Below are 20,678 nucleotides of genomic sequence, written 5' to 3'. Positions count from 1 at the left end.
TATTTAAACAGAAAATTTCATAATGAAAAATTATACGAACTTGTACTAGCATGATGCAATAGCCTTTTCTACAAATTATGGCCACAACCAAGCCCATGTGCTTCGTCCTTCGCCTTGCAGCAAAATTAAAGTTCTACAAGCTGAGGCTGTGGTCATGCATTCGAAGCCGATTCCATAGGCTGATAAGGCTGCAGCAATTTTGGGATGCAGGAATTTTTGTTTTTCTCCTGTACCTATAATAATGACTTCAGGACGGTTTTCTGCTGTTTCAATTGCTGATATAAAAATTTGTTCGTTTAATTCTTCAATGGTTGTTTGAGGAATAATGCTTACTTTGCCATCTTGCCAGCAAATGGGTTCTGAATATGTTTGTTCACCGATTTGCAATCTTCCTTGCGAGGATGAAAAAAATGATGTGGCTTCATCGATATGGTTTTCTGTGATTTTCATGGCAATTCCTGTTTTTATGGTAGAACGATTTTTCAGACGGCCTCTGGAAACTTGCAAAAAAAGGTGCAAAATCAAGCAATATCAGGTAGGATTCAACGTTTGACCTTGTGCATTGATGCTTTGCTCTGAATTTACGATTGCAAGCGATTATAACAAGCCTTGGTTTTTCGTGATTATTTTAAAGTATCGGCTCAAAAGGAGACACAATGAAGCCAGTAAATATCGGTCTTTTAGGTTTGGGTACAGTCGGTGGCGGTACGGCCACTGTATTGCAGGACAACGCTGCGGAAATCAGCCGCCGCTTGGGACGTGAAGTCCGTATTTCTGCTGTTTGTGATTTGAGCGAAGAAAAAGCCAAACAAATTTGCCCGAATGCTGCTTTTATCAAAGACCCGTTTGCGCTGGTTCAACATCAAGATGTTGATGTTGTTGTTGAATTGTTTGGCGGTACCGGTATTGCCAAAGATGCAGTATTGAAAGCGATTGAAAACGGCAAACACATTGTTACTGCCAATAAAAAACTGTTGGCTGAATACGGCAATGAAATTTTCCCTTTGGCGGAAGAAAAAAATGTCATGGTACAGTTTGAAGCTGCTGTTGCCGGTGGTATCCCTATTATCAAGGCTTTGCGTGAAGGCTTGGCTGCGAACCAAATCCGCAGTATTGCCGGTATTATTAATGGTACCAGCAATTTCATTCTTACTGAAATGCGTGAAAAAGGCAGCGCGTTTGCAGATGTATTGAAAGAAGCTCAGGCTTTGGGCTATGCAGAAGCTGACCCTACTTTTGATATCGAAGGTCATGATGCCGGCCATAAAATCACCATCATGAGCGCATTGGCATTCGGTACGCCGATGAACTTTTCTGCCTGCTATTTGGAAGGCATCAGCAAACTCGACAGCCGTGATATCAAATACGCTGAAGAACTTGGCTACCGCATCAAATTGTTGGGTATTACCCGTAAAACCGACAAAGGCATCGAGTTGCGTGTACACCCTACACTGATTCCTGAAAGCCGTCTGCTGGCAAACGTTAACGGTGTGATGAATGCTGTCCGTGTCAATGCCGATATGGTTGGTGAAACCTTGTATTATGGTGCAGGCGCCGGTGCATTGCCGACTGCTTCTGCTGTGGTTGCCGACATCATTGATATTGCCCGCCTGATTGAAGCGGAAACTGACCATCGTGTCCCTCACTTGGCATTCCAACCTTCACAAGTTCAAGCGCAAAATATTCTGCCTATGGATGAAATCACCAGCAGCTACTATCTGCGCGTTCAAGCAACTGACGAACCGGGCACTTTGGGTCAAATTGCCGCACTCTTGGCCAAAGAAAATGTTTCTATCGAGGCTTTGATTCAAAAAGGCGTGATTAATCAAAGTACTGCCGAAATTGTGATTCTGACCCACACCACAGTGGAACATAATGTCAAACGCGCTATCGCAGCGATTGAAGCTCTGAGTTGCGTGGATGCTCCGATCACCATGATCCGCATGGAAAGCCTGCATGACTGAGCAACAAACGGAAAGGCCGTCTGAAGAGCAACTGGCGGCCAGAAAGAAAGCCAAGGCAAAAATCCGCACCATCCGCATTTGGGCATGGATTATTTTGTCTTTGCTGGCTCTGACCGCCCTGCTCTCACAATGTGCCATGAACAAGCCGCAGATGAAACAAAATGTTGTGGAATCTTGTGTGAAAAACATTCCTTTTGCTGAAAAATGGCAAGCTGATTTGAAGGCAAAAGGTTTGGATGCGCAAAACGAGAAATTGGCTCAAGACTATTGTGTCTGTATGTGGGATCAGCCTTTAAGCAAACTCTCTGACGAGCAAATCCGAAGCTTCGGCAAAATCAGCCCTGAGGAGCAACTCAAGCTCTTGGGTGGCGCGGAAGCTTTTGAGGCACGCGATAAGCAATGCGTAGCTGATTTAAAGGCTGAGTAAACCAATATCGGTTTAAACCAAAGATACAAGGCCATCTGAACAACAGACGGCCTTTCTTATATAAATAAATAGTAATAAGAATTGATTTCATTATATTTTAAGTTTAAGATAGCTTGGTTAATTGCTTTTCTATGGTTGTTGCCATGCGCTACCACTTTCCTATTGCCGTTGATATTTATGATTTTTTGTATACCGGCCGATTTGACTATCTGGAAATCGGACAATCTGCAGAGTCTATTTTACAGATGTTTCCTGCGCCTGATTGCGTCCCTAAAGGCTTGTTGGTGCAAAAAGGCTGGAATATTTGGCTTTATGGCGATATCGAACTGCATTTCTCTGACAATCGGCTGACTCAGATTCGTGCTGATTTTCAGCCTAATACTGCATTAAGCGGTGGCCGTTGGGTAAAGTTGAATCCGTGGTTTTTTGCAAATGGCTGCCTTGATGTGTATGCCGTCATTCAACGCTTGGTACAACGCAATATCGATTTTATTAAAACGGAAACGCATACTAATTTGATTTTACAGCTGCAAAGCGGAGTTGAATTGATTTTTGAAAAATGTCGGGGTATGCAACTTGCCTCGTTCCGCAAACAAAAAGCCTCCCTGCCCCATTGGGCGCGGGAAACAGCTTCTTAAATAAAATATGCCGTCTGAAAACATCATTTCAGACGGCATGATCAATTACAAACCATTCAATAATTGTCGGATTTTCGTCATCGCCATAGAAGTCTGTTCATTACAGCCCTCAGTCCCTACTCCGCTATCAAAGCAATCAATGCTGCTGACGCTACAAAAGTGGGCATAGGCCATTTTCAACTCCCTGGCCAAAACGGCTTCAGGCATACCGGTCATACCGAGTACATCTACGCCGTCACGTCGATAACGGGCGATTTCTGCGCGGGTCGGACGGCGCGGACCTTGCAGGCAGCCATAAACGGCGGAGTCGTAAATCGGCACATTGTGCGCTTTCGTGATATTTAATAACTTTTGTCGCAATTCATTGCAATAAGGGTTGAAAAAATCGGTATGGACAACCGAGCATTCTTGGCCTTCAAAAAAGGTATCTTTGCGGCCATAGGTATAGTCGATTAAATCGTCCGGCAACACCAAACTGCCGTTTTCAAAATCGGGGTTAATACCGACGACTGAAGAAATGGCAATGATGTTTTCAACGCCTAAAGAATGTAACGCCCAGATATTGGCACGGTAGTTGATTTCATGCGGCGCGATGGTATGGCTGAAGCCGTGTCGGGCGAGGAAAACAATATCCAAGCGCCCCAACCTGCCGAACAAAATAGGACTGCTGGTTAAGCCGTATGGAGTGCGTACAATTTTTCGTTCGGTAATTTCGAGTTCCGGCAGTTTGGTCAAACCGCTGCCGCCGATAATGGCTAACATATAAACTTCCTTTGTTATCAATGGCCGTCTGAAACTTGGATTTCAGACGGCCTTAATATTATCGATTTATTTATGTTTGTAGAAATGGCTGCCGAAATAGGCAGATGCACCTTCACGCAATAAAACCAATGTTACGGCGGCAAGTGGCAGGCCGGCAAGCATACCGACAAAACCCATCAGTTGTCCGAAAGCCATCAATGAGAAAATCACCCAGAACGGAGACAAACCAATGCGGTCGCCAACGATTTTAGGCGTAATGAAAAAGCTTTCCAAGAATTGTCCGACACCGAATACAGCCCAGACCATCAACAAACCCTGCCATGAGCCATATTGCAAAAGCGCAGCAACTGTTGCCAGCAAAAGGCCGGTAAACGCGCCCAAATACGGAATAAATACCAAAATACCGGCAATCATACCGATGGCAAAGCCAGAATCCAAACCGACCAGCATCAAGCCCAAGCCATAGACCAAGCCCATAATCATCATAACCATCAGCTGGCCACGCAGAAATTCGCCCAAAACTTCGTCCATATTACTGCTGATACGCGTGTAGGTCTCGATAAAACGGCGCGGAACCAATTTGCTGATTCCGGAAGACCAGCGTTTCCAATCCAACAAGAAGTAATACAGCAGCAAAGGCAACAACACCAAATTGCTGACGCCGCTGATGACGTTACCGCTTTGACGCATCAAGGTCGGAATCCATTCTTTGAGCGTATTGCTCAACTCATCAGTATGCGACTGCAACCATGCGATGATTGATTCTTGATCGATTTGAATATAATCCCCGCTGACGCTGTTGAGCCACGGCAGCAATTTGTTTTGAACAAAGCCTACGATTTGCGGCAGGCGTTCGGCCAGATTATTAAACTGATTTAACAGCATAGGTATAATAATTAGCATCAACGCCAGTAATATCAGCAAAGCAAGCGCCATAATAATCATAGAGGCCGGTGCGCGGCGGATACGCTTCAATTGCAGCCATTCGACCAAGGGATTCAAAATATAGGCCAAAACGGCAGCCACAATAAACGGCGTCAAAACATTGCCTAAGGCATATAAAAGCCAAATAAAGGCCGCGATAACGCAAGCCATAATAATCCACGGTTTTACACTGCGCGCTTTCTTTTGATACATAAAAAGGTGTTCCCCAGTTGATGCTTAAGGTTTTCAAAATCAATAAGCAGTATAACAGATTCACAAAGGCCGTCTGAAGTGCGGCACCAATCAAGACAAAATAAAATTGTTAACAATAACGCCAAAAAATTCAGCCTGAATCCTCCAATTTAAGATAAAATACGCTCCGACAATCTACCCATACCCGAATAAGGAAATCCAATGAGCACTTCTTTGAGCTATCGTGACGCAGGCGTGGATATCGACGCAGGCGATCAACTGGTCGAAAATATCAAACCTTTTGCCAAGCGTACTATGCGCCCTGAAGTGTTGGGTGATTTGGGCGGTTTCGGCGCTTTGGTCGAAATCGGCAAAAAATACAAAAATCCGGTATTGGTTTCCGGTACGGACGGCGTCGGCACCAAGCTGAAACTGGCTTTCGACTGGGACAAACACGATACCGTCGGCATCGATTTGGTTGCCATGAGCGTCAACGATATTTTGGTTCAAGGTGCAGAACCTTTGTTCTTCTTGGACTATTTCGCTTGCGGTAAGCTGGATGTTGCCCGCGCGACTGATGTGATTAAAGGCATTGCCCAAGGCTGCGAAGAATCCGGTTGCGCTTTGATTGGCGGTGAAACTGCCGAAATGCCAGGCATGTATCCCGAAGGCGAATACGACTTGGCCGGTTTTGCCGTCGGCGTGGTTGAAAAAGAACGCGTTATTAACGGCCGCAGCATTCAGGCCGGAGACGTTGTTTTGGGCTTGGCTTCCAACGGTGCACACTCCAACGGCTACTCTTTGGTTCGCAAAATCATCGAGCGCGACAATCCCGATTTGGATGCGGAATTCGACAACGGTAAAACCTTGCGCGAAGCCATCATCGCCCCTACCCGCCTGTATGTGAAACCTATCCTTGCAGCTTTGGAGAAATTCACCATTAAAGGCATGGCCCATATTACCGGCGGCGGTATTACTGAAAACGTACCTCGCGTTTTACCTGAAAATACCGTCGCACAAATCGATGCCAAAGCGTGGGAATTGCCTAAATTATTCCAATGGCTGCAAAAAGCAGGCAATGTGGAAACCCAAGAGATGTACCGTACATTTAACTGCGGTATCGGCATGGTTGTTATCATTGCCAAAGAAGATGCCGATGCAGTACAGGCATTCTTGAGCGAACAAGGCGAAACCGTTTACCGTTTGGGCGCAGTTCGTGAACGCAACGGCGACGAACATCAAACCCAAGTGGCTTGATTGAGATGTAATTAAAAAAGTGCGGATGATGAATCCGCACTTTTTATTGTTTATGGCCTAGGAAAATCTTCGCCCTAGCCTGCTTCTTCCATAAAGCCGGCCAACTGAGCCGTATCGTGGGCAATCATCAGCTCTTCATTGGTTGGTACCACCAAAACCGCCGGCATAGAACCTGTCGGGCTGATGATACCGGAGTTACCATAGCGTTTGTCCATATTGGCTTTGGTGTCGATGTGCAGACCCAAGAAATCAAGATAGGAAACAGTTTTAGCGCGGATATTACGCGAGTTTTCACCGATACCGCCGGTGAACACAAGCGCGTCAACGCCGCCACAAGCCACAGCCATCGAAGCAATGTATTTGGCAAGGCGGTAAGTCATCACTTCCAGAGCCAAACGTGCGCCTTCATGGCCTTCGTCCGCCGCAATTTCCAAAGAACGGCAGTCGTTGGAGAGTTCGGAAATACCGAGCAATCCTGATTTTTTGTTCAACATTTCATCAACTTGGGCAACATCCAAACCGGCATGTGAAGTCAGATAGCTGTATACGCCCGGGTCGATGTCGCCGCAACGTGTACCCATTACCAAACCTTCGATCGGCGTGAAGCCCATACTGGTGTCAACGGATTTGCCGTTTTTGATGGCGGTAATAGATGCGCCGTTACCTAAGTGGGCAATAATCATGCGGATGTCTTCCAGAGGTTTGCCCAAGATGCGTGCGGCTTCAGGGGCAACGTAACGCATACTGGTGCCGTGGAAACCGTAGCGGCGGAAAGCGTATTTTTTACGCAATTCGCGCGGAACGGCATATGTGTAGGCACGCTCCGGCATGGTTTGGTGGAACGAAGTATCCATCACACCGACATTGGGCAGGCCCGGGAAATGCTCTTGCGCAGCCAAAATGCCGTTGATATTGGCAGGGTTGTGCAGCGGAGCGAGCGGAATACAGGCATCGAGTTCATCCATGACTGCTTGGTCGATCAAAACAGATTCGCTGTATTTTTCGCCGCCATGGGCAATACGGTGACCAATGGCTTTAATTTGGTCGTGCAGGCCGTGTTTTTCCAGTTCTTTCAGCAACATGCCTACTGCACCAGCGTGATCGTTACGACTGGTCAAAGCAGTTTGGCATTTTTTGCCGTCTTTACTGAACGTAATTATTGCTTCGGGCGTACCCAAACGTTCGCCAAGACAGCTTAAGAGAACTTTGCCGTTTTTTCGGTCGATAACGGCACCTTTGAGTGAAGAGCTGCCGCAGTTCAGAACAAGAATGAGTTGGTTGGACATGGTGTTTCTCCTTTGAATTTTTGATTGTTTTTTTGGCTTCAGGCCGTCTGAAAAGAGCAAAAACATTTGAGAGCTTTTCAGATTGCCTTTGGTTTGGTGTTTAGTCAGGCTTCATGCCCAACCCTAATCTCCATTGCAGGTATCGCTACCTGACTAAAATCTGCTTATTGGGTTTTCAGACGGCCTTGTTTAATGGCGTGGCCGTCTGAAAACTTAAAGGCACTCGGACTTGTCCTTCCATAATCACGCGTGCGCTACGGCTCATAACCGCTTTGGTAGCCGTCCATTGTCCGTCCTGACATTCGGCGGCTGCACCGACACGCAGTGTGCCTGACGGATGACCGAAACGGACTTCTTTACGCGCTCCGCCTCCGGCTGCAAGGTTGACCAGCGTACCGGGCACGGCGGCAGCGGTAGCGATGGCAACTGAAGCGGTACCCATCATGGCGTGGTGCAATTTACCCATGCTCAACGCGCGTACCAATAAGTCGATGTCGGCAGCTTTGACGGTTTTGCCGCTTGAAGCGGTGTAATCGGCCGCAGGGGCGACAAAAGCGACTTTCGGAGTATGGGCGCGAGTGGCAGCTTCGGATACGTCACTGATCAAACCCATTTTCAGCGCACCATACGCGCGGATGGTTTCAAATTTTTCCAGCGCCGCGGCATCGTTGTTGATGTCGTCTTGCAACTCTTTGCCTGTGTAGCCCAAATCTGCGGCATTCAGGAAAATGGTTGGAATGCCGGCATTGATAAGCGTGGCTTTTAGACGGCCTATATTCGGCACATCAATTTCATCGACCAAATTGCCGGTTGGGAACATACTGCCTTCGCCGTCGGCCGGATCAAGAAATTCGATTTGTACTTCGGCTGCCGGGAACGTTACGCCGTCAAGCTCAAAATCGCCTGTTTCCAAAACTGCGCCGTTTTGCATCGGTACATGGGCAATAATGGTTTTGCCGATGTTTTTCTGCCAGATTTTGACGGTACACAGGCCGTCTGAAGGGATTTTGGATTTATCGACCAAGCCTTGCTCGATGGCAAATGCGCCCACGGCGGCGGTCAGATTACCGCAGTTGCCGCTCCAATCGACAAAAGGTTTGTCGATGGAAACTTGTCCGAACAAGTAATCGACATCGTGATAGGCGCGTTCGGATTTATCCAAAATCACAGCTTTACTGGTGGACGAACTGGCGTTGCCCAAACCGTCAATCTGTTTGCCGTAAGGGTCGGGGCTGCCGAGTACGCGCAAGAGGATTTTGTCGCGTGCCTCGCCTGCTTCCTGCGCAGCGGGCGGCAGATCGGTGCGTTTGAAGAAAATGCCTTTAGATGTACCGCCGCGGTAGTAAACGGCTGGAATTTTAATTTGCGGCATTTCGAGTTCTCCTTTGTATTTCTAGTATGGTTTTTTCGGACGGCCTCTCAAACATTCGAGGCCGTCTGAAAACCTTTTTGAGCGTAGTCCGGGTATTTTGACGATACCCGATTTACCTTACGCTGCATTTCCTTCTAAGAAATCTTGTGCGAAACGTTGCAATACACCACCGGCTTCATATACCAATACTTCTTCTGCAGTATCGAGGCGGCAGGTAACCGGAACTTCGACGGTTTCTCCGTTTTTACGGTGAATCACAAGGGTCAGGTCGCAGCGCGGTGTGCGTTCGCCAACAACGTCGTAGGTTTCCGTACCGTCCAGTTGCAGGGTGTGGCGGTTGGTACCCGGTTTGAACTGCAACGGCAACACACCCATACCGATCAAGTTGGTGCGGTGAATACGCTCGAAGCCTTCGGCAACAATCGCTTCCACACCGGCGAGGCGTACGCCTTTTGCAGCCCAGTCGCGGCTTGAGCCTTGACCGTAGTCCGCACCGGCAATGATGATGAGCGGCTGTTTGCGGTTCATATAGGTTTCGATGGCTTCCCACATACGCATGGTTTTGCCTTCTGGTTCAACGCGTGCCAGCGAACCTTGGCGTACGCTGCCGTCTTCGTTTCTCACCATTTCGTTAAACAGTTTCGGATTAGCGAAGGTTGCGCGTTGGGCGGTCAAGTGGTCGCCGCGGTGGGTTGCGTAAGAGTTGAAGTCTTCTTCAGGCAAACCCATTTTCGCCAAATATTCGCCTGCGGCACTGCTGGCCAAAATTGCATTGGACGGTGAGAGGTGGTCGGTGGTGATGTTGTCGGGCAAATCGCCAGCGGACGCATACCTCTTAATGTGCGTTCCCCTGCCAGTGCGCCTTCCCAGTAAGGTGGGCGGCGGATGTAGGTGGACATTGGACGCCAGTCGTACAGTGGGCTTGGTGCTTTTTGTGCTGTGCCGGTGTCGAACATCGGTATATAAACGTCGCGGAATTGTTGCGGTTTCACATATTCGGCAACGATGGCATCGATTTCTTCATCGGTAGGCCAGATGTCTTTCAGGCGGATTTCTTTGCCGTCTGCAACGCCGAGTACGTCGTTTTCAATATCGAAACGGATGCTGCCTGCCAGCGCGTAGGCGACGACTAACGGAGGCGAAGCGAGGAAAGCCTGTTTCGCATACGGATGGATGCGGCCGTCGAAGTTGCGGTTGCCTGACAATACGGCGGTAGCGTACAAATCGCGGTCGATGATTTCCTGCTGAATTTTCGGATCCAGCGCGCCGCTCATGCCGTTACAGGTGGTACATGCGAAAGCAACGATACCGAAACCGAGTTTTTCCATTTCAGGCAACAGGCCTGCTTCTTTCAAATAGATTTCGGCTACTTTTGAACCCGGTGCAAACGAAGATTTCACCCAAGGTTTGCGTTGCAAGCCGAGGCGGTTGGCATTGCGTGCCAACAGCGCGGCGGCGACAACGTTGCGCGGATTGGAAGTATTGGTACATGAAGTAATTGCGGCAATAACCACTGCACCGTCAGGCATTTGGCCGTCTGAAGGCTCTTCGTAAGGTTTAGCCAAGCCTTTGCTGGCCAAATCGGCGGTCGCAAAACGGGCATGGGGGTTACTTGGGCCTGCCATATTGCGCGTTACGCTGCTCAAATCAAATTTCAAAACGCGAGGATAAACAGCGGTTTTCAAGGCATCTGCCCACAAGCCTGCGGTTTTGGCGTAGATTTCTACCAATTTCACTTGCGCGTCGTCACGACCGGTCAGTTTCAAATAATCAATAGTTTGCTCATCAATAGCGAACATCGCGGCAGTCGCGCCGAACTCAGGGGTCATGTTGGAAATGGTGGCACGGTCGCCGATAGACAGGCTTCTTGCACCTTCGCCGAAGAATTCGACAAATGCGCCAACCACGCGCTCTTTACGCAAGAATTCGGTCAGTGCCAACACGATGTCGGTGGCAGTAATGCCCGGCTGGCGTTTGCCGGTCAACTCAACGCCGACAATATCAGGCAGACGCATCATGGATGCACGGCCCAACATCACGGTTTCGGCTTCCAAACCGCCCACGCCTACGGAAATCACGCCCAGTGAATCGACGTGCGGCGTATGTGAGTCAGTACCTACGCAGGTGTCGGGAAACGCCACGCCGTTTTTGACTTGGACGACGGGCGACATTTTTTCCAGATTGATTTGGTGCATAATGCCGTTGCCCGCCGGAATCACGTCCACATTTTCAAATGCGGTTTTTGTCCAGTTGATGAAGTGGAAACGGTCTTCGTTACGTCTGTCTTCGATTTCGCGGTTTTTGCGGAAGGCATCGGGATCGTAACCGCCGCATTCAACGGCCAAAGAGTGGTCGACGATGAGCTGGGTTTGCACCACAGGATTCACTTTGGAAGGATCGCCGCCTTTTTCGGCAATCGCATCGCGCAGGCCTGCCAAGTCCACCAACGCTGTCTGACCCAGAATATCGTGACACACCACGCGCGCCGGATACCAAGGGAAGTCGATTTCCTGTTTTCCCTCAATCAGCTGGCCCAGCCAGCTTTGCAGCGTAGGCAGGTCGACTTTGTCTGCACGGTTGACCAAGTTCTCAGCCAAGATACGGCTTGTGTACGGCAGCTTGTCGTAAGAGCCTGGTTTGATGTCTTCACACGCCTGACGCGCGTCGTAATATTCCAAATTCGTACCGGGCAAAGCTTTGCGGTAGCGTTGGTTGGCAGTCATGTCGGTTCTCCTAAATCTATTATTTTTTTGGTTTTGGGTTTCAGACGGCCTGTTGATTCGGACCTTCAGGCCGTCTGAAATCATAAATTCTGTTTTATTGCTTGTTGTCTGAAATCTATTCGCGGTATGAAAAAAAATTGCTGCTCCGCTACCATCATTCCCGTATAGACGGAAATCCAAACTTAAATCTTTCAGCACTCTTTACAGCAGAACATTTCAACTTTTGAATTTCTGCCTGTATGGGAATGACGACAGCAGAGCAGCATGTTTTCCAAACGGCCGGCTCTCTCTCTCTCGCATACTGCACTAGGCCGTCGAAAAACGAAAACTTAATTTATTCATTGTTTTCAAACGGCATTTCGAGATGGGGTGGGCAGGCGGCCCACCCTGCTGTTACGCGTATTAGCGGTTTTCAATCTCCACGAATGCCAAATCTTCAGGGCCTGTGTAGTTTGCGCTCGGACGGATGATTTTGCCGTCTTTGCGTTGCTCGAGAACGTGTGCGCTCCAACCGGTTGTACGGGAAATCACGAACAGCGGTGTGAACATAGCGGTTGGTACGCCCAATTTTTGGTAGGAAACGGCAGAGAACCAGTCCAGATTCGGGAACATTTTTTTCTCTTCCCACATCACGCTCTCCAAGCGTTCGGCAATGTCAAAGAGGCGCATATCGCCGGTTTCTTTGCTCAAACCGCGTGCCACTTCTTTAATGACAACGTTGCGAGGGTCGGAAATGGTGTACACCGGATGACCGAAACCGATCACGATTTCTTTGCGGCCGATGCGTTCGCGGATGTCGGCTTCAGCTTCGTCGGCATTGCGGTAACGTTTTTGAATATCGTAAGCCACCTCGTTCGCGCCGCCGTGTTTCGGACCTTTCAACGCGCCGATTGCACCGGTAATGCAGGAGTACATATCAGAGCCTGTACCGGCAATCACGCGGGCGGTAAAGGTAGAAGCGTTGAACTCGTGTTCCGCATACAGAATCAGTGAAACGTGCATCGCTTTGATGTGTGATTCGCTTGGGCGTTTGCCGTGCAACAAGTGCAGGAAATGACCGCCGATGGTCTCTTCATCGCTTTCAACTTCAATGCGTTTGCCGTTGTGCGAATATTGATACCAGTACAGCAGGATGCTGCCGAGGCTGGCGATCAGTTTGTCGGCGATGTCGCGTGCTTCACTTTCCGGATGGCTTTCACGTTCAGGATGAACGCAGCCCAGCATGGATACACCGGTACGCATTACGTCCATCGGATGGGTATGTGCAGGCAGACTTTCCAAAACCTTGATCACACGGATAGGCAGGCCGCGCATAGATTTGAGCTTGGCTTTATAAGCGGCTAGCTCGAATTTATTGGGCAGATGACCGTGAATCAGCAGGTGGGCGACTTCTTCAAACTCGCATTTTTGTGCCAAATCCAAGATGTCGTAACCGCGATAGCTCAAATCGTTGCCGGTACGGCCAACGGTACATAATTCGGTATTACCGGCCGCAACGCCAGAAAGCGCAACGGATTTTTTAGGTTTGAAAGTCGGGGTTTGAGTAGTTGCAGTCATGGTATTTCTCCTTTGTATTTTTATGGGTTTTATTTTTCAGACGGCCGATGCGGATTTGTTGAAAGGCCGTCTGAAAGCGGTTACTTATTTTTGAAACAATTTATCCAGTTTTTGCTCGAAGGCATGATAGTTCAGATGCTCGTACAGCTCGGCACGGGTTTGCATACTGTCAACCACTGCGGCCTGAGTGCCATCGCGCATAATCGCTTCATAAACATTCAAAGCGGCTTTGCTTGCTGCGCGGAACGATGACAGCGGATACAGCACCAGTGACACGCCGTTTTCAGCCAGCTCGCTTTGGGTATAAAGCGGAGTGGAACCAAACTCGGTAATGTTGGCCAATACAGGTACTTTCACTGCATCTGCAAATTGGCGGTACATTTTCAAATCGGTCATGGCTTCAGGGAAAATCATGTCTGCACCGGCTTCGACACAAGCCTGAGCGCGTTCGATAGCGGCATCTAAACCTTCTACCGCCAGCGCATCGGTACGCGCCATAATCACAAAGTTCTCATCAACACGCGCATCTACGGCAGCTTTGATACGGTCGACCATTTCATCTTTAGAAACGATGGCTTTATTCGGACGGTGGCCGCAGCGTTTTTGCGCTACCTGATCTTCGATATGAACCGCTGCAACACCAGCGCGTTCAAAGTTGCGAATGGTACGGGCAATATTGAATGCACCGCCCCAACCCACATCGATGTCCACCAGCAGAGGCGTATCCACGTTGTCTGTAATGCGTCGTGCGTCAATCAGCACATCTTCCATTGTGGTAATACCCAAATCAGGGATACCGCAAGAGCAGGCTGCCACGCCGCCGCCGGACAGATAAATCGCCTTGAAACCGCTTTGGGTGGCCAATCGTGCAAAATAAGCATTGACACAACCGACGACGGCAAGTGGATTCGATTCTTTCACGGCTTGGCGGAAACGTGCTCCGGCAGAGTGTTGGCTCATCATATTTCTCCTTTATAGACTTTTTTCAGTATTAAACGGACGGCTCGTTTTTTCACAACTTGAAACGAACCGTTTAAAAAGAAACAATCGTTCTAAAAACTGTTTTCAGACGGCCTATAAAATTTCCATTATCAACCATCTAAAAATTTAAAATTAATAAAAACAAATAGTTATCAAAACAAATAAATACAATAAGGCTGAAGCGGAGGTATTTGTTTTTTAAATATTATTAATCAGTATATGAATGCAACAGGGGAAAGAAGTTTTAAAACCCGAAGCGTTTGTAGGAATGCGGAAACTAGATTCGGGTCGAGAGCCTTCAGACCGTCGGGACTGCCAATAAACTGGCGGCGACGGGAGCGGCAGAGATGGGAGAAAATCTATAACAAGAGAGAGTGGTTTGATACAGATTCATGATGATGTTCCTTTGTAGTGCGATGTAGTTTTTATTTATGGAAACAAATTTAAAAAATAAAACCAGTCTTGTCAAACACTTTTTTTCAAAAAAATTATAAAAAATTCAGTTATTAATAAACGATTTTTTCACAACAAATGTAAAAAACGGACAGGCTGTACCACATCAAATCCTTATGTAGCCTAGCTTCTGTCCGTTTTATTCTTTTGGCAGATAGTCAGAATGATTGTAAACAATCTATCTAAAAATAATTTATAATTGATTCATTTATAAGGAACTTTTAAATATGCCGTCTGAAAAAATTAAAATTTTTGCCTTTAAATTTTCAGACGGCCTTTGCATGATGACTACTCTGCACTAAATGCCGTCTGAAAAGTCTGTTTGCCAATGGTAATGTCGGCAGTGTAATCATGGCGGCCCTCGACGCAAAACGGCAAGCGGATTTGCGCAGCCTGCCAACTTTGCGGCGATTGTTGCGCCAGGTTGTAGCGGTTGAAGCCCATGTCCATGTTTTTCATACTGAAACTGATACTGACCGCGCCCGTATTCTTCGGCACATTCTCAACCACAATATCGAAAGGCTCGTGTGTATTAATGGATGTTGCACGCACTTTTGAACCGTCAGGCAGGACGCAGCCTTGTGTTAGACTACATTCGACTACATTCGCTTTTGACTGTTGCCGCTGCCACCAATCCAAAAGCAGCAGTTTGGCCGCCGCAAACACAATCAGTAAAACAGCAGCAATCAGTAGTTTTTGATTTTTACTCATTTCAGACGGCCTCAATATCATTATCGATCAAAACGGCATGCGCACCCATGCTCTGCCACTGTTCACGATAAATGGAAACCATACTTTCCGGAGTAGCCACAATCAGCGGCATAGCCACGCCTTGCGCCAAAATATCGACAACTTGCTTGGCTGCCGCTTCATTCGCCACTTTCCAAACGACAGCATCGGCATTTTGCACCTGCTGCCATTGTTCGGCGTTTTCAATGATTGGCCACACGCTGGGCGCTTCTATCGGTTCGCCTTGTTGCCAATCGGCAAAATCCAGCAATACGGCAGATGCGGTTTGATGCTGAGCCGACAGATACGGCACAACATGATATTCGCCCATGCTGTTTTGACCGCTCAAGCCGCTTTTCAGACGGCCTTGAAGCTGGCGCGGAATAGAGAGGGAACGTAATAATGCGCTATTGGCAGGCAACATCGGCGCAACGGTAAAATCCCCTGCCTTTTGCCATGCCCATTTCTGCCCTTCCCTCGATTGGATTTCGCCCGTCCATTGGTCGGCTTCCACCCATAAAAAATGCAGGCGTACATGTGCGTGTTCGTAGGAATGGATTTTGGTCAACCACGGAGCAGCGGCAAGGATACGGATACCGAGTTCTTCTTCAAACTCGCGTTGCAAGGCTTGAAAATCGCTTTCGCCTGCCTCAACCTTGCCGCCGGCAAATTCCCAATAACCGGCATACGGTTTACCCTCGGGGCGGGAACTGAGCAGGTAGCGGCCGTTTTGGTCGAGTAAAATTCCGGCAACCACTTGCACCAATGGACGTGTGTCTTCAGTCATCATGAGATTATTCTTATATGAGGCAGGCGACGACACCTGCCGATTTATGCGTAAAAAAACGATGTCGGGCCTATACGCCCGACCTTCAACAAATACCTAATACTTTCAGGCCGTCTGAAAAGGATTCTTTATTTCAGAATCCTTAAATCCGGCCTTATTTTTCCGCAATGACAAAAGCCATGACGGTATCCTCTTCATCGCTCATACTGAGATGGCAGCTTCGGATACCCTGTTCTTTCAGCCATTTGGTTAAAGCCGGTGCAAAAAATAATTCAGGCTTGCCCAGTGCGTCATGTCCGACACCGATATTGCGGAAAGACACCACGCCGCGTATGCCCGTACCGACGGCTTTGGCAAAAGCCTCTTTGGCGGCAAAGCGTTTGGCAAGATAGTTGACCGGTTTGCCTGCCTGTGGAAACTCCAACAGCTCTTCCGGGCTGAGAATGCGTTGCGCAAATGCCAGTCCGAATTTTTTGTTCAAACGGATAATGCGTTTGAGGGAAACAATGTCTGTACCGATTCCGTAAATCATGGGTCTGCTCCTTGTTTAAATAGTCAGGCCGTCTGAAAGTGTGAATACAGGCCAAAGCAAACCGCTTTAGCCTGTATGGCTGATGCCGTTAAGGCAGCATTCTGGCTCTGAACATGACTTCCTTCATTTGGCGGACCGCTTCAGGCAAGCCGAGGAAGAGTGCTTGGGAAATCAGCGAATGGCCGATGTTCAGCTCGCGGATGGCGAGAATTTGGGCAATCGGCGTTACGTTGTGAATGGTCAGGCCGTGTCCAGCGTTGACGATCAAGCCCAAATCGCTGGCGTAATGCGCACCGTTTTGAATGCGCTCGAATTGTTTCATCTGCTCGGCGTGGCCGTGTGCATCGGCATACGCACCGGTATGCAACTCGATAACGGGCGCGCCGACATCATAAGCGGCTTGGATTTGCGCGTTATCGGCATCGATAAACAAGGACACGCGGATGCCTGCGTCGGTCAAGATTTTGGTGAACTCGGCCACTTTATCCTGTTGCGCCAATACGTCCAAACCGCCTTCGGTGGTTACTTCTTGACGTTTTTCAGGCACGAGGCACACATCTTCCGGCATGACGTTAAGCGCGTTTTCCAGCATTTCTTCCGTCAGCGCCATTTCCAAATTCAGGCGCGTGCGGATGGCGTTTTTAACAGCGAACACGTCCGCATCTTTAATATGGCGGCGGTCTTCACGCAAGTGCATGGTAATCAAATCTGCGCCGTGGGTTTCCGCAATCAGCGCCGCTTCGACAGGGCTGGGATAAATCGTACCGCGCGCATTGCGGACGGTGGCAATATGGTCGATGTTTACGCCTAACAACATAATAATGTCCTTTCATTAAAGTTTCAGACGGCCTGAGCCTGCTCATATCACAGGCCGTCTGAAAAAAATTCAACTGCCCAAGCCAAACTGCTGCAACTGCTGCAAAACCTGCCGAGACTTGATGCCCTCGGGCAGAAGGTTGTCAATCAAAAGCCGCGTCACTTTCAAAGCCTGCCCCAGACTTTCCTGATGAACGAAACTGCCTTCCCTCAAATCAATTAACGTCGCGCCCAATACGGCAACGCCCTTATTGAGCGCATGGAAACGGTCGGCCTCGGCCAGGGGAACCACAGCCTCTTCCGGTGTGAGCCAATAAGTTTCTTCACCGTTGATTTCATTTCCGTTGCCGTCATGGAACAAATCGGGGGCAAAGCCCAAGCGTGTCAGCAGCGACCATTCAAAACGGCGCAAAGTGGCAATATGGTTGGCCTCGCAACAGATGGTTTTCATGGTCTTTGCCAAAACATCATAAAGCTCGGGCAACGGGTCTTCGCGGACGGTCAATTTCAGCATCAACTCGTTCACATACAATCCACTGAACAAAGCCCTGCCCTGCGGCTGCGGCCAACCGCCTATCCATTCGGCGCGATGCAGGGTCTTCAACTCTTGCGAACCATACCAAGACGCGCTCACCGGCACAAACGGCACCAACACGCCGCGCAATTCGCTCTGCCGTTTGCGCGCACTTCTGGCCAACAAAGCCACCCGCCCATAACGGCGGCTGAAAGCTTCCACCCACAAGCTGCTCTCGCGCCACGGGGCGGAGGCAAGCAGAAAGATAGGTTCGTGGTTGATGCGGTTTGGTTGCGCCATAAGGGTTTGGAAAGATAAAGATTGTGTCGATTATAACGGAAAATCGATGCAAAAAGGCCGTCTAAAAGTCCGCCTTCTATAAAGGCCGTCTAAAAACCTTTATAATCCGTTTTGAATGAACAACCGACTTTCCTGTGTTTATGCCGAAATTCCCTTTTAAATCTGCCCTTTCCCTGCTCTCCGCAGCCCTATTATCCGCCTGTTCGCTGGTGAAATATCAGCCTGTTGCCAGTATTGATACGGTCGACCTGCAACGCGGCTACCGCTTTGAAACCAGCCGGCTTCAGCACAACGATGAAGACGATACGCTTATTGTGTTGATGTTCTCCGGCGGTGGTACGCGCGCGGCGGCCTTGGGTTATGGCGTGTTGGAGCAGCTTCATAAGCAGCAGATTACTATCGGAGGCAAAAAACAGTCTTTGATGTCGAATGTCGATGTAGTGGTCGGCGTATCCGGCGGCTCGGTTTTGGCAGCTTATTTTGCACTCAAGGGTGAAGAAACCATTCCCTTGTTTTATAAACGTTTCCTACACCAAAACTTCCAACGCCAAGTCGTCAAACAAGCGTTTTCCATGTCCAACCTGCCCCGACTGGCCTCGCCTGAATACGGACGCGGCGATCTGTTGCAGGAGCAGTTTGAAAACTACCTTTTCGGCAAAACCACTTTCCGCGATTTGGAAAAAAATGCCAAGGGCCCGTTTGCCATCATTTCCGCCACCGATATGGGCATAGGCGAGCGTTTCAATTTCACGCAGGAATATTTCGACCCGATGTGTATCGACTTGGGCGACTTGCGACTTGCCCGCGCCGTCGCCGCATCCAGTTCCGTCCCCATGGTCTTTGCACCGATCACCCTAAACAACAACGGCGGACGCTGCAACTACACGCCGCCGATCAAAATCGAAGATGCAGACGACAGCGAAACAGGCAGACAACAAAGCCGCACCATAAAAGAATTTTACGAGCGCTTCCAAAAATACGCAGACGGGAAAAACCGACCCTACATCCACCTGATAGACGGCGGCCTGACCGACAATCTGGGTATGCGCAGCCTTTTGGATATGACGGAAATGTACCCGGAAAAAATCCTGACAAACAAAATCCTGCAAAACAACATCCGCCATATCGTCGTCATCAACGTCAATGCGCAAAACCAAGTCAGCAGCAATTTGGACAAAACCGCGGCCGTTCCCGGTTTCCGCGACGTCGTCTCCTCTATCGTCAATATCCCCATTGACCAAAACTCGCAAGAATCCCTGCGCCGTTTCCGTGCCTTCGTCGATCAGTGGAATAAAGACAAACAAACCGACGGCATCAGCTTCTCCTTCGTCAGCCTCAACCTCAAAGACCTCCCTCCTTCCGAGTTAAGGGAAAAAGTATTGAACATTCCGACTAGTTTTTATCTGCCGCCGGAAGACGTGGACAATCTGCGTACCGCCGCAGCCGAATTAATGAAGCAGTCGCTGGACTACCGCAACCTGCTGACAGAATTTGCAGCGCACCACAATCCCGACGCCATCTTTGCCGAACCGCCGCCGGACGCTAAAGATTTCAAACCGTTAAACGAAAAAGAAACACAAAAACAATCTGTTCCATAAAGTATTGCTCTGTTAAAATATACACTTCATCTTATATTTCAGACGGCCTCAATACCCAAGGCCGTCTGAAACACTTAACAATAAATAGAATCCAACCATGACCGAATTAAACACGCCTATCGTTACCGATATTGACCGCCCTATTCTCGTTCCGCCCGGCGGCCATAAAAAAGTCCTGCTGCATTCCTGCTGCGCCCCATGTTCCGGCGAAGTGATGGAAGCCATGCTTGCCAGCGGCATCGACTACACCATTTATTTTTACAACCCCAATATCCATCCGCACAAAGAATATATGTTGCGCAAAGAAGAAAACATGCGCTTTGCGGACAAATTCGGCATTCCCTTTGTCGATAAAGACGATGACTACGAAAACGACCGCAAAGAATGGTTCACCAAAGCCAAAGGCATGGAATTCGAACCCGAACGCGGTATCCGCTGCACCATGTGTTTCGACATGCGTTTTGAAAAAGCGGCGCAATATGCCCATGAAAACGGCTTCCATGTTTTCACCAGCTCACTGGGCATTTCGCGCTGGAAAGACATGAAACAGATCAACGGCTGCGGCCATCGCGCCGCCGAGCCGTACGATGACTTGGTTTATTGGAATTTCAACTGGCGCAAAGGCGGCGGCAGCGCGCGCATGATCGAAATCAGCAAGCGCGAGCATTTCTACCAACAAGAATACTGCGGTTGCGCCTACTCCCTGCGCGATTCCAATGCCCACCGCAAATCGCAAGGCCGCATACCCATCAAGCTGGGCGTATTGTATTACGGTGATGAATCTACCCAATACGAGCCTCAAGCCGAAAACAAAATCATTGTTGAGAAATAAATATCAAAGGCCGTCTGAAACATTCAGACGGCCT

Annotated in this window: 18 protein-coding genes and 1 pseudogene; 6 read left to right on the top strand and 13 right to left on the bottom strand. The window is 48.8% G+C overall.

The annotated features are described in order from the left end of the window. Positions 1-75 precede the first annotated feature (75 nt). A complete protein-coding gene (locus HMPREF2608_RS04100) occupies positions 76-450 on the bottom strand; it encodes an Mth938-like domain-containing protein (protein ID WP_070826069.1) in 375 nt (124 codons plus the stop codon). 206 nt (positions 451-656) lie between these two features. Here HMPREF2608_RS04100 and HMPREF2608_RS04095 point away from each other — a divergent pair, with 206 nt between their 5' ends. The 3 genes from HMPREF2608_RS04095 to HMPREF2608_RS04085 all read left to right on the top strand — a co-directional run bounded on the left by HMPREF2608_RS04095 (position 657) and on the right by HMPREF2608_RS04085 (position 3,029). Continuing rightward, positions 657-1,964 carry a homoserine dehydrogenase gene (locus tag HMPREF2608_RS04095; RefSeq protein WP_070826068.1) on the top strand — a complete coding sequence of 436 codons (1,308 nt, stop codon included), beginning with the start codon at positions 657-659 and terminating at the stop codon, positions 1,962-1,964. Continuing rightward, a complete protein-coding gene (locus HMPREF2608_RS04090) occupies positions 1,957-2,391 on the top strand; it encodes a hypothetical protein (RefSeq protein ID WP_070826067.1) in 435 nt (144 codons plus the stop codon). Before HMPREF2608_RS04095 ends, HMPREF2608_RS04090 begins: the two co-directional genes overlap by 8 nt. A gap of 143 nt (positions 2,392-2,534) precedes the next feature. After that, positions 2,535-3,029 carry a hypothetical protein gene (locus tag HMPREF2608_RS04085; protein WP_070826070.1) on the top strand — a complete coding sequence of 165 codons (495 nt, stop codon included), beginning with the start codon at positions 2,535-2,537 and terminating at the stop codon, positions 3,027-3,029. A 45-nt stretch (positions 3,030-3,074) separates the two neighbouring features. On the opposite strand, the gene HMPREF2608_RS04080 is transcribed toward HMPREF2608_RS04085, so the two are convergent. Both HMPREF2608_RS04080 and HMPREF2608_RS04075 read right to left on the bottom strand, forming a co-directional pair. After that, complete coding sequence (locus HMPREF2608_RS04080) at positions 3,075-3,791, bottom strand: S-methyl-5'-thioinosine phosphorylase (RefSeq protein WP_070826066.1); 717 nt, start codon at positions 3,789-3,791, stop codon at positions 3,075-3,077. 66 nt (positions 3,792-3,857) lie between these two features. Then, the gene (locus HMPREF2608_RS04075; RefSeq protein WP_070826065.1) at positions 3,858-4,928 is read right to left on the bottom strand and encodes an AI-2E family transporter; all 1,071 of its coding nucleotides are present in this window, start codon (positions 4,926-4,928) and stop codon (positions 3,858-3,860) included. A gap of 201 nt (positions 4,929-5,129) precedes the next feature. On the opposite strand from HMPREF2608_RS04075, the gene purM reads away from it, so the two are divergent. Further along, positions 5,130-6,164 carry a phosphoribosylformylglycinamidine cyclo-ligase gene (gene purM, locus HMPREF2608_RS04070; protein ID WP_003686290.1) on the top strand — a complete coding sequence of 345 codons (1,035 nt, stop codon included), beginning with the start codon at positions 5,130-5,132 and terminating at the stop codon, positions 6,162-6,164. A gap of 74 nt (positions 6,165-6,238) precedes the next feature. On the opposite strand, the gene HMPREF2608_RS04065 is transcribed toward purM, so the two are convergent. The 10 genes and pseudogenes from HMPREF2608_RS04065 to recO form a co-directional block, all read right to left on the bottom strand. Further along, on the bottom strand, positions 6,239-7,450 hold the full coding sequence (locus HMPREF2608_RS04065; RefSeq protein ID WP_070826064.1) for an acetate kinase: 1,212 nt from the start codon (positions 7,448-7,450) through the stop codon (positions 6,239-6,241). Between the two features lie 175 nt (positions 7,451-7,625). Then, entirely contained in the window at positions 7,626-8,822 is a 1,197-nt protein-coding gene (gene prpF / locus HMPREF2608_RS04060; RefSeq protein WP_070826063.1) for a 2-methylaconitate cis-trans isomerase PrpF, read from the bottom strand. A 117-nt stretch (positions 8,823-8,939) separates the two neighbouring features. Beyond that, positions 8,940-11,545, bottom strand: a pseudogene (gene acnD / locus HMPREF2608_RS04055) (Fe/S-dependent 2-methylisocitrate dehydratase AcnD). 402 nt (positions 11,546-11,947) lie between these two features. Beyond that, positions 11,948-13,102, bottom strand: a complete 1,155-nt coding sequence (gene prpC / locus HMPREF2608_RS04050; protein ID WP_070826062.1) for a bifunctional 2-methylcitrate synthase/citrate synthase — start codon at positions 13,100-13,102, stop codon at positions 11,948-11,950. 84 nt (positions 13,103-13,186) lie between these two features. Beyond that, positions 13,187-14,062: a methylisocitrate lyase gene (gene prpB / locus HMPREF2608_RS04045; RefSeq protein WP_039862334.1), complete on the bottom strand. Its 876-nt coding sequence runs from the start codon at positions 14,060-14,062 to the stop codon at positions 13,187-13,189. A 762-nt stretch (positions 14,063-14,824) separates the two neighbouring features. Then, complete coding sequence (locus HMPREF2608_RS04040) at positions 14,825-15,247, bottom strand: hypothetical protein (protein WP_070826061.1); 423 nt, start codon at positions 15,245-15,247, stop codon at positions 14,825-14,827. A gap of 1 nt (position 15,248) precedes the next feature. Further along, a complete protein-coding gene (locus HMPREF2608_RS04035) occupies positions 15,249-16,052 on the bottom strand; it encodes an NUDIX domain-containing protein (RefSeq protein WP_210402761.1) in 804 nt (267 codons plus the stop codon). A 154-nt stretch (positions 16,053-16,206) separates the two neighbouring features. Next, positions 16,207-16,584, bottom strand: coding sequence for a holo-ACP synthase (gene acpS / locus HMPREF2608_RS04030; protein ID WP_070826059.1), 378 nt, complete (start codon positions 16,582-16,584; stop codon positions 16,207-16,209). Positions 16,585-16,672: 88 nt separating this feature from the next. After that, positions 16,673-17,401 (bottom strand): pyridoxine 5'-phosphate synthase, encoded by a 729-nt coding sequence (gene pdxJ / locus HMPREF2608_RS04025; protein ID WP_004520366.1) that lies wholly within the window; start codon positions 17,399-17,401, stop codon positions 16,673-16,675. A gap of 69 nt (positions 17,402-17,470) precedes the next feature. Continuing rightward, a complete protein-coding gene (gene recO / locus HMPREF2608_RS04020; protein WP_049335205.1) occupies positions 17,471-18,214 on the bottom strand; it encodes a DNA repair protein RecO in 744 nt (247 codons plus the stop codon). 140 nt (positions 18,215-18,354) lie between these two features. Here recO and HMPREF2608_RS04015 point away from each other — a divergent pair, with 140 nt between their 5' ends. Both HMPREF2608_RS04015 and HMPREF2608_RS04010 read left to right on the top strand, forming a co-directional pair. Then, complete coding sequence (locus HMPREF2608_RS04015) at positions 18,355-19,812, top strand: patatin-like phospholipase family protein (RefSeq protein ID WP_070826058.1); 1,458 nt, start codon at positions 18,355-18,357, stop codon at positions 19,810-19,812. 97 nt (positions 19,813-19,909) lie between these two features. Continuing rightward, entirely contained in the window at positions 19,910-20,644 is a 735-nt protein-coding gene (locus HMPREF2608_RS04010) for an epoxyqueuosine reductase QueH (protein ID WP_070826057.1), read from the top strand. Positions 20,645-20,678 lie beyond the last annotated feature (34 nt).

Source organism: Neisseria sp. HMSC064D07 (genome assembly GCF_001837185.1).
GTDB classification, from domain to species: domain Bacteria; phylum Pseudomonadota; class Gammaproteobacteria; order Burkholderiales; family Neisseriaceae; genus Neisseria; species Neisseria flavescens_C.
The sequence above is the reverse complement of the archived record's forward strand: the minus strand, read 5'-3'. Positions and strand labels throughout refer to the sequence as shown.